Here is an 8,937-nt window from a genome sequence, read left to right as displayed (position 1 = left end):
GAAGAGGCCGCGGCGGTGGGGATGGACATGGTGCTGCATCTGCGCGATGTGGTCTTCACCCGCCCCGGCGCCAACGGCAAGACGATCGGCGAGCTCAAGGCCCAGGCTGACGCCGCGGCCAGGCACGGCGTCTACATCGCCGGCATCACCCGGATGGAGCGGCCGCTGCCGGTGCTGGACGGTACCGCGCTGCATCACGGCGACGTGATCACGCTGCAGGGCGCCGCGTCCGATGTCGACCGGGCGGCGAAGCTGCTCGGCTACGAGATCGCGCCCAGCGACAAGACCGATTTCGTCTATCTCGGCCTGGGCATCCTGCTCGGCCTGCTGGTCGGCCTGATCACCGCGCGGGTCGGCGGCATCCCGCTGACCCTCGGCAGCGGCGGCGGCGCCTTGCTCTCCGGCCTCGTCTTCGGCTGGCTGCGCGCCAAGCACCCGACCTTCGGGGCGATGCCGTCGGCGGCCGGCCAGATCCTGAAGGATTTCGGCCTCGCCGCCTTCGTCGCCTGCGTCGGCCTGTCCTCCGGCGCCCAGGCCTGGACCACGTTGCAGCAGAGCGGCGCCGCGATCTTCGTGCTCGGCCTGGTGGTCACGCTGGTGCCGTTGGTCCTGACCTTGCTGTTCGGCCGCTACGTGCTGCGCTACGACAACGCCGCCATCCTGGCCGGCGCCCTGTCCGGGTCGCGCAGCGCCAACCCGGCCTTCGGCGCCGTGCTCGACAAGGCCGGCAACTCGGTGCCGACCGTGCCCTTCGCCATCACCTACGCCATGGCCAATGTGCTGCTGACCATCCTCGGCCCGCTCGTGGTCGGCCTGGTTTGAGGAGAGCCATCATGAACGACACCGCCCCCGCCATTGACGAGAAGACCGCCGTTTCGCTCGCCAAGCTCAGCCCGTTCGAGCTGAAGGACGCGCTGATCCAGCTGGCCAGGAGCGACGCCGACCGGATGATGCTGAACGCCGGCCGCGGCAACCCGAACTTCCTGGCGACCGTGCCGCGGCACGGCTTCTTCCAGCTCGGCCTGTTCGCGATGACCGAGGCCGAGCGATCCTTCGCCTATATGCCCGAGGGCGTCGGAGGCTTCCCGAAGCGCGACGGCATCGAGGAGCGGTTTGAGATCTTCGCCCGGGCCCATAAGGATGTTCCCGGCGTGTCCTTCCTGGTCGGCGCCGTGTCCTATGTGCGCGACCAGCTGGGATTGTCGGCGGGCGATTTCCTCTACGAGATGTGCGAGGGCATCCTGGCCTGCAACTACCCGGTGCCCGACCGGATGCTGGTGCTGAGCGAGAAGATCGTCGGCCAGTACCTGCGGAAGGAGATGATCGGCCGCGAGCCCTTCACCGGCGATTTCGACCTCTACGCGGTCGAGGGCGGCACCGCGGCGATGACCTATCTGTTCAACAGCCTGCGCGAGAACCGGCTGCTGGCGCCGGGCGATTCGATCGCCATCGGCCTGCCGATCTTCACCCCCTATATCGAGATCCCGCATCTGAACGACTACAAGCTGGTCGAGGTCGGGCTGGACGCCGACCCGGAGAAGGGCTGGCAATACGGCGACAAGGAGCTCGACAAGCTGCTCGACCCGAAGGTCAAGGCCTTCTTCCTGGTCAACCCGTCCAACCCGCCCTCGGTCAAGCTGGGCGCCGCCAACCTGAGGCGGCTGCAGGAGATCGTGGCCAGGCGGCCCGACCTGATCCTGCTGACCGACGACGTCTACGGCACCTTCGCCGACGACTTCGTGTCGCTGTTCGCGACCTGCCCGCAGAACACGATCCTGGTCTATTCCTACTCGAAGTATTTCGGCGCCACCGGCTGGCGCCTCGGCGTGATCGCCACCCACCGGGACAACGTGCTCGACCGCGCCATCGCCAGGCTGCCGGCCAGGGTGCAGAAGGAGCTGGACGAACGCTATGCGTCGATCACCACCGACCCGCGGCACCTGCCCTTCATCGACCGGGTAGTGGCCGACAGCCGCACCGTGGCGCTGAACCACACCGCCGGCCTGTCGACGCCGCAGCAGGTGCAGATGGTGCTGTTCTCGCTGTTCTGCCTGATGGACGAGCCGGACTCCTACAAGAAGGCGATGAAGCGGATCATCCGCCGCCGCAAGGCCGCGCTGTACCAAGCCGCCGGGGTGACGCTGGAGGAGGACGAGAACTCGGTCGACTACTACACCATCCTCGACCTCGAGGTTCTGGGCACCCGGCTGCACGGCCGCAAATTCGTCGACTGGTTCATGAAGAACACCAGGCCGCAGGAGGTGCTGTTCCGGCTGGCCCGGGACAGCGGCGTGGTGCTGCTGCCCGGCCGCGGCTTCGGCACACTGCATCCCTCGGCCCGGGTGTCGCTCGCCAACCTCAACGAGACCGACTACGTCAAGATCGGCACCGCGATCCGCACCCTGATGGCGGAGTATGTCGAGCGGTTCCAGGCGGCGGGGAAGAAGAAGTAGCGCATCCGGCGCGCCGTTGCCCGAACTTTCGCTGGCATGACGGTCCCGCGCCGCGGGGTGGTTCCGGCCGCCCCCCGCCTGCCTCTACTCTCTCCGGCGCCACATACCTAGGAGGGAGGCAGGACATGAACCATGCGGGCAAGGTGATCGAGGGCCTGATGCGGGCGGAGCTCGATCGCTACACTGCGGCGAACCCCGCCTCGCGGCGCCTGGCGGAGCGGGCGGCGGAGGCCTTTCCCGGCGGCGTGCCGCTGCACTGGATGCGCGACTGGGCGACGCCCTTCCCGCTGTTCATGGCCGAGGCGCAGGGCGCCGAGTTCATCGACGCCGACGGCCATCGCTATGTCGATTTCTGCCTGGGCGACACCGGGTCGATGTTCGGCCATTCGCCGGCGCCGGTGGTGCGCGCGGTGTCCGACCAGATCGCCCGCGGCGTCACCGCCATGCTGCCGACCGAGGACGGCGTCGCCGCCGCCGAGGCCCTGGCCCGGCGGTTCGGGTTGCCCTTCTGGCAGGTGACCACGACCGCGACCGACGCCAACCGCTTCGTGCTGCGCTGGGCGCGCGCGATCACCGGCCGGTCGAAGATCCTGGTGTTCAACGGCTGCTATCACGGCACGGTCGACGACACCTTCGTGCGGCTGGAGGATGGCCGCGCGGTGCACCGCCCCGGCCTGCTGGGCCAGGCGACCGACCTGACCGCCACCACCAAGGTGGTCGAGTTCAACGATCTCGCGGGGCTGGAGGCGGCCCTGGCGCCGGGCGACGTCGCCTGCGTCATCACCGAGCCGGCACTGACCAATATCGGCATGGTGCTGCCGGAGCCGGGCTTCCACGCGGCCCTGCGCGAGCTGACGCGGCGGCACGGCACGCTGCTGGTGATCGACGAGACCCACACCATCTCCACCGGCCCCGGCGGCTGGACCCGGGAATACGGGCTGGAGCCCGACTTCTTCACCCTCGGCAAGCCGATCGCCGGCGGCATACCCTGCGGCGTCTACGGCTTCACCGCCGAGGTCGAGGCGCGGATGCGCCGGGTCCAGGCCGGCGTGCCGCACGGCCACAGCGGCATGGGCACCACCCTCTCGGCCAACGCCCTGGCGATGCGCGCCCTGCGGGCGATGCTGGAGGAGGTGATGACCGAGGCCGCCTATGCCGGCATGGTCGAGCGCGCCATGCACTTGGCTGCGGGGATCGAGGCGATCGTGGCGCGCCACGGCCTGGCCTGGCACGTCACCCAGATCGGCGCCCGGGTCGAGTTCCACTTCACGCCAACACCCTACCGCACCGGCGGCGAGGCGGCGGCGGCGATGCGGCCGGATCTGGAGCAGCTGGTAAACCTGTTCCTGATCAACCGCGGCATCTTGATCGCGCCGTTCCACAACATGATGCTGACCAGCCCGGCCACGACGGAGGACCAGATCGCCCGCTTCCACGACGCCTTCGACGCCTGCGCCGCGGCGCTGGCCGGCCACGCCTGAGGGGAACCGGCCGTGCCCGACATGACACCCAAGGCCGCCGATCCCGCCCAGGAGTGCCTCGATTTCCTGGCCCGCCACCGCGACGTGCGCTTCGTCGACATCCTCCTGACCGATGCCTGCGGCGTGCAGCGCGGCAAGCGCATCCCGGTGGGCGAGCTGGAGCGGATCTGGCGCAACGGCCGCTACATGCCCGGCTCGATCATCAGCCTCGACATCACCGGGGCGGATGTGGAGGAGACCGGGCTGGTGTGGGAGGATGGCGACGCCGACCGCACCGCCCGCCCCGTGCCCGGCACGCTGGTGCCGGTGCCGTGGAAGGCCGAGCCCTCGGCCCAGCTGCTGCTGACCCTGTTCGAGCTGGACGGCACGCCCTCGGCCTACGACCCGCGCCAGGTGCTGGCTCGGGTGGTGTCGCGGCTGGCGGCCGACGGACTCCATCCCGTGGTGGCGGTGGAGCTGGAGTTCTACGTCTTCGACGCGTCCTGGCGCGAGGCGGGGCGGCCGATCCCGCCCAGGGGCGCCAGCACCGGCAAGCAGGCCTACGGCATGGCCGATCTCGACGAGCTCGGCGACTTCCTGGCCGATCTCTATGCCTGCTGCGAGATCCAGGGCCTGCCGGCCGATACCGCGATCAGCGAATACGCGCCGGGGCAGGTGGAGATCAACCTGAAGCACCGCGCCGATGCGTTGCGCGCGGCCGACGACGCGATCCTGTACAAGCGGCTGGTCCGCGCCGTGGCGAAGCGGCATGGGATGGAGGCCACCTTCATGGCCAAGCCCTATGCCGGCGAGACCGGCAGCGGCACCCATCTGCACATCAGCCTGGCCGATGGCGACGGCGGCAACCGCTTCGCGGCCGAAGGTGGCGACGACCTGCTGCGCCACGCCATCGGCGGCATGGGGGCGACGATCCGCGACGGCATGCTGGTCTTCGCGCCGAACGCCAACTCCTACCGCCGGTTCCAGACCCTCAGCTACGCGCCGCTGGCGCCGAGCTGGGGCGTCAACAATCGCACCGTGGCGCTGCGCGTGCCGATCGGCCCGCCGGCGGCCAAGCATGTCGAGCACCGGGTGGCGGGCGCCGACGCCAATCCCTATCTGGCGCTGGCGGCGGCGCTGGCCGGGATGCATCGCGGCATCCTCGACCGGCGCGACCCCGGCCCGCCGGTGACCGGCAACGGCTACGGCACCCCGGCCTCGGACATCCCGCCGAACTGGCTGGATTCGATCCGCGACTTCCGGGAGTCGGCGCTGATGCGCGACTATCTCGGCGACGCCTTCGTCGACGCCTTCGCCAAGATCAAGCTGGCCGAATACCGCCGTTTCCACAGCCAGGTGCCGCCGCTGGATTTCGACTGGTACGCCAGGGTCGTGTGAAGGGTGGAGTGAGGCCCTGTCCTCCTTCTCCGTCATCCTCGGGCTTGACCCGAGGATCCAGGGGCTTTCAAGAGCCGCTCTCGGTGGCCCTGGATTGCCGGGTCAAGCCCGGCAATGACAGGAAGGGAATGGAGAGAGGGCGAAGGCGGCTACCACCCGCAGCTCTGGCCCTTGTTCTGCTCGGTCAGCCAGTCGTTCAGCGGCGTGAAGTACTCGACCACGGCGCTGGCGTCGGTCCGGCGCTCGCCGGTGAAAGCCTCCAGCTCGTCCGGCCAGGGCTTGGACTGGCCCATCTCCAGCATCGCATTGAAGCGCCGGCCGACCTCCTTGTTGCCGTAGACGGAGCAGCGGTGCAGCGGCCCGGTCCAGCCGGCCTGCTGGCAGGCGGCGCGGTGGAACTGGAACTGGTAGATATGGGCCAGGAAGTACCGGGTGTAGGGCGTGTTGCCGGGGATATGGTACTTGGCGCCGGGGTCGAAGGCGTCGGCCGGGCGTGGGCCGGGCGGCACCAGCCCCTGATACTTCAGCCGCAGCGCCCACCAGGACTCATTGTACCGCTCCGGCGCCGCCTTCCCCGCGAACACCTCCCAGCGCCAGCGGTCGACCAGCAGGCCGAAGGGCAGGAAGGCGATCTTGTCGAGCGCCATCTTCAGGAGGAACGGGATGTCGCCCTCCGCGCCCGGCACCTTGTCCAAGAGGCCGATCTGGTTCAGGTAGGTCGGGGTCAGCGCCGACAGCCCGATGAAGTCGCCGATCGCCTCGTGGAACCCGTCATTGGCCCCGTTCTTGAAGATATAGGGCTGGTCCTTGTAGGCGCGCTGATAGTAGTTGTGCCCGAGCTCGTGGTGGACGGTGTAGAAATCCTCGCCGTTCACCTTGGTGCACATCTTGATGCGGACGTCGTCGCGGTCGTCCAGGTCCCAGGCCGAGGCGTGGCAGACGACGTCGCGCCCCTCCGGCCGCACGATCTGCGACCGCTGCCAGAAGGTCTCGGGCAAAGGCGCCAGGCCGAGCGAGGTGTAGAAGGCCTCGCCGGTCTTCACCATCTTCGTGGCGTCGTAGCCGGCGTCGACCAGCAGCTTGTCCAGGCTGTAGCCCTCGACCTCGTCCGTCGGCGCCACCAGGTCGTAGATGTTGCCCCAGGACTGGGCCCACATGTTGCCCAGCAGGTCGGCGCGGATCGGCCCGGTCTTCGGCTGCACCGCATCGCCGTATTTCGCGTTCAACCGGCCGCGGACATAGCAGTGCAGGTTCTTGTAGAAGGGCTCGACCTGGCCCCACAGCCTGTCGGTCTCGGCGGCGAAATCGTCGGCCGGCATGTCGTAGCCGGAGCGCCACAGCGCGCCGGTGTCGGCATAGCCCAGCGCCTTCGATCCCTCATTGGCCAGCGCCACCAGCCGGGCATAGTCCGGCTTCATCACCGGCGAGATCGAATGCCAGCCTTCCCACACCGCCCTGGTCTCGGCCGGGTCGCGCGAGGCGGCCAGGATGTCCTCGGCGTCGCTCAGCGTCAGGGTCTTGCCCTGCAGCTGGAACTCGCCGGTCGAGTAGGTGGAATCCAGCTTGGTGCTCAGCGTCGCCAGCTCGCGCGCCGCACCCGGCCGGTCCGGCGCCGGCAGCACCAGGTTGCGCTTCAGGATGTCCAGCTTGCGCCGGGTCACCGGGTCGAGTTGGACGCCGTCGAAGCGCGACGCCTCCTTGGCATAGGCGCTGGTCTTCTCGGTCCACTCGCCATTGGCCTTGGCCTCCAGCCACTGGGTGTCGTCGGTGATGAAGGTGGCGCGCACCCAGGACGCCTTGTTGAGGTATTCGCTGGTGGCGGCGAGGTCGGCCTCGGCCTTGTCGACGAAGGCGCGGGCCTCGTCCGCGGTCTGGGCCGGGGCGGCGATGCCCCACAGCAGGGCGGCCGCGGCGACGCCGGCGGCCAGCAGGCGGGATCTCATCGTTGGGGTCCCCCTATGCATTGAATTTTATGAGAAATCTCCGGCGTTTTCCCTGTCGCCGGACCGATTGCGCCCATGGAAGGCGGGCGGGAATTCCGTGTCAATCATGTCGTGGGTGCCGCCCTCTCCAGCCCCATTCCGTCATGGCGAGGAGCGCAGCGACGTGGCCATCCAGTGGCCGGTGCCGCTGGATGGCCACGCCCCTTCGGGGCTCGCCATGACGTGTCTTTTGTCTTCGAGGCTCGGCCTCAGAATGGCCAGCCCGCCGACACCGTGTTCGACACCCCGCGCCGCAACGCCTGGATGCCGGTCTCGACATGGCGCGACGGGTGCACCCGGTTGGTCAGCAGCGTCCAGGCGTGGCCACGCTCCAGGTCGATCCACATCGCCGTGCCGGTGAAGCCGGTGTGGCCGATGGTGTCGGGCGAGCACAGCGATCCGCCGGACCAGCCCTCGTGCCGCACCTGCCAGCCCAGGCCGTGCGGATGGCCCTCGGCGCGCAGCATCTCGGCCACCGTGGCCGGGCGCAGCACCTCCTCGGCCAGGAAGCGCTGGGCGAAATCCAGCACCGCGGCGGCGCTGCCGAACAGCCCGGCATGGCCGGCCAGGCCGCCCAGCGCGAAGGCGTTCTCGTCATGCACCTCGCCGCGCATCACCCGGCCGCGCCAGGTGCAGCGCTCGGTGGCGGCGGCGCGGGCCGGGCCGGGGCTGACGGCGAAGTCGCCGGGCGGCAGCAGATCGCGCAGCGGCTTGTCCCGCAGCCGCTCGACCAGGATGCCCAGCAGCACGTAGTTGACGTCGGAATAGCCGTCGGCGCCGGCGGTCCAGTCCTTCTGCAGCACCAGCGCCTTCAGGGTCTCCGCGTCGCTGCCCCAGGTGTACAGCGGCTCCACCGCCGGCAGGCCGGAGCGGTGCGACAGCAGCTGGCGGATGGTGACCTGCCGCACCCAATGCTCGGGCTGGTATTGGCGCAGGTCCGGCAGGTGCAGCGCCAGCGGGTCGGACAGGTCGACCCGCCCCTGCTCGACCAGCCGCAGCACCTCGGTGGCGGTCAGGATCACCTTGGTCAGGCTGGCCAGGTCGAACAGCGTGTCCTCGGCCAGGGGCACCAGCTGCGGCACCAGAGCGGCCTGGCCGCCGAAGCGGATCGCGCGGTCGCCGTCGCGGGTCACCAGCCCCAGCACGGCGCCGGGGATGCGACCGGCGTCGATCGCTTCATCGACCAGGGCGAAGGCGGCGTCGGCCGCGGCGGCAAGGGTCATGGGACGGCGTCCAAAAACCTGATGGTGTCCCCCTCCCCTCGCGGGAGGGGGGTAGGGGGAGGGGGGTCGCACCGCTGGAACCGAAGCCGTTGGCTGGCATCAGGCCTTGGTGTTGTGTCGGGATTGAATAAGACGGCGCCCTTCGATCGACAACCCCCTCCCCCTTGCCCCCTCCCGCAAGGGGAGGGGGCTCGAGAAGGAGTGGCGCTCGGCAAAGGCATCACGCCGCCCGCGTCAGCGGCCGGTGGAGCACGCCGCCGGTCATCGGCCGCGGCACGCCGGTGGTGCTCGGCAGGCTCAGCGGCAGCCTGTCCAGGGAGCGCACGGCGAGGAAGGCGAAGGCCTGCGCTTCCAGCGCGTCGCCGTCCCAGCCCACCGCCTCGACCGGGTCGACCGGCACGCCCAGCGCCCGGCGCAGCCC

The 8,937-nt window shown here is 69.7% G+C and carries 7 protein-coding genes; 4 read left to right on the top strand and 3 right to left on the bottom strand.

The annotated features are described in order from the left end of the window. From P409_RS18110 to P409_RS18095, 4 genes are all read left to right on the top strand, one after another. The coding region (locus P409_RS18110) for an aspartate-alanine antiporter-like transporter (protein WP_034840745.1) at positions 1-822 on the top strand (822 nt) is incomplete at its 5' end. An 11-nt stretch (positions 823-833) separates the two neighbouring features. Next, the gene (locus P409_RS18105; RefSeq protein ID WP_052120858.1) at positions 834-2,453 is read left to right on the top strand and encodes a bifunctional aspartate transaminase/aspartate 4-decarboxylase; all 1,620 of its coding nucleotides are present in this window, start codon (positions 834-836) and stop codon (positions 2,451-2,453) included. 125 nt (positions 2,454-2,578) lie between these two features. Beyond that, complete coding sequence (locus P409_RS18100; RefSeq protein ID WP_052120854.1) at positions 2,579-3,934, top strand: aspartate aminotransferase family protein; 1,356 nt, start codon at positions 2,579-2,581, stop codon at positions 3,932-3,934. 21 nt (positions 3,935-3,955) lie between these two features. Then, positions 3,956-5,311 carry a glutamine synthetase family protein gene (locus tag P409_RS18095; RefSeq protein ID WP_034840736.1) on the top strand — a complete coding sequence of 452 codons (1,356 nt, stop codon included), beginning with the start codon at positions 3,956-3,958 and terminating at the stop codon, positions 5,309-5,311. Positions 5,312-5,460: 149 nt separating this feature from the next. Here P409_RS18095 and P409_RS18090 read toward each other — a convergent pair whose 3' ends face one another. The 3 genes from P409_RS18090 to P409_RS18080 all read right to left on the bottom strand — a co-directional run. Next, positions 5,461-7,254 carry a M2 family metallopeptidase gene (locus P409_RS18090; RefSeq protein ID WP_034840734.1) on the bottom strand — a complete coding sequence of 598 codons (1,794 nt, stop codon included), beginning with the start codon at positions 7,252-7,254 and terminating at the stop codon, positions 5,461-5,463. 248 nt (positions 7,255-7,502) lie between these two features. Beyond that, positions 7,503-8,516, bottom strand: coding sequence for a serine hydrolase domain-containing protein (locus P409_RS18085; protein ID WP_034840733.1), 1,014 nt, complete (start codon positions 8,514-8,516; stop codon positions 7,503-7,505). A gap of 220 nt (positions 8,517-8,736) precedes the next feature. After that, on the bottom strand, positions 8,737-8,937 hold a 201-nt coding region (locus tag P409_RS18080; RefSeq protein WP_034840729.1), incomplete at its 5' end, for an anhydro-N-acetylmuramic acid kinase.

Source organism: Inquilinus limosus MP06 (genome assembly GCF_000767795.1).
GTDB classification, from domain to species: Bacteria; Pseudomonadota; Alphaproteobacteria; order DSM-16000; family Inquilinaceae; genus Inquilinus; species Inquilinus limosus_E.
This window is presented reverse-complemented; position numbering and strand designations above follow the sequence as displayed.